This is a genomic window from Algibacter lectus, assembly GCF_900112395.1.
Taxonomy (GTDB): Bacteria; Bacteroidota; Bacteroidia; order Flavobacteriales; family Flavobacteriaceae; genus Algibacter; species Algibacter lectus.
Genome location: NZ_FOLN01000033.1, coordinates 1 through 1095, shown reverse-complemented (window position 1 = coordinate 1095; position 1095 = coordinate 1). Strand labels below are relative to the sequence as shown.

Sequence of the window (1095 nt, the reverse complement as noted above, 5' to 3'; positions counted from 1 at the left end):
TGCAAAATCGGGTTTAATATTTGACAAGGAATATAAAAGTGCGCTAGTGAAAAATTAATAAGATTTTACTTGTTTTTTAGCACAGTACTTTGTTGGCTGTAGTGTTTTATTTTATTTCAATTTTCTCATTAGTTCTGATATACACTAATGATTCTTTAGTTGTTGAAATTTCGTGTATACTATTACCTGTTGATTCAAAGTAGCTTCCTGCATCTAAGTTTGTTGCAGAATCAGTATTTGGCATTTGATAATTAGCATTCCCTTCTATAATTACTCCGTAAAAAATTGTTCCTTTACTGTTAATAGTTCCTTTAAAATTTTTAGGCAGTTTTACAAAAATTCCACGAATACCTTCTGTATTTTTCCATAAAAAACTGATTTTAGATTTATTATTAGTCGATATCCAATTTGTTTGTGTGTAGTCAAGCCAAACAATATTTGAAGCATCAATATTAATTGGACGTTCTCCATTATCAAAAGATTCAGTCATTGGTTTTACTAAATAAGGACCTTTGTCGATTTCGATATAAGCCATTGTGCCTTCTCCTTTGGCAGAAGTAATGTGTATTTCTCCAGCAGGCTGTGTCCAAAAAGAGCCTGTAGGCATCCACATATTTTCCGCTTCTGGGTCGTCATTATGTATTAATCCTTTCATTACAATTGCTCGATAAGTTACATTATGAATATGTGGTGGCGATGAAAATCCGTCTACGAATTTTCCAATATATCCTGTTGGAACTTCAGTTTTTCGATTTCCCCAAATTGTTCCAGCTAAAGGACTTTTATCTCCACGTGCTGGGTTCATTTGTTCCCACTTAATATCAGAACTTAAACCAATTTTATTTGTTGGATTATTAATTTCAACTGTCTCTTTTTGCTTTGTTTCTTTTTTTTGATTTTCCTTACAAGAGTAAGTCAAGTTCATAATGATTAGTAATCCAATTATTTTTTTCATTGTTTTAATTTATGTTTCTCGATGGTATTGATTTTACATTACAGCCAACGGTTGGTATAAGATTAGTTGCGTGTTTTAGCACTAAAATTACTAAATAAATCACGAACGGCTAAATTCCGAAGGAATTTCGCAAGTGAGCG

General features: G+C 31.9%; 1 protein-coding gene. It reads right to left on the bottom strand.

Annotation, left to right across the window (positions count from 1 at the left end; translation table 11 throughout):
• Positions 1-106: 106 nt before the first annotated feature.
• Positions 107-955, bottom strand: coding sequence for a DUF4437 domain-containing protein (locus tag BM246_RS19730; RefSeq protein ID WP_074940747.1), 849 nt, complete (start codon positions 953-955; stop codon positions 107-109).
• Between the last annotated feature and the right edge of the window lie 140 nt (positions 956-1095).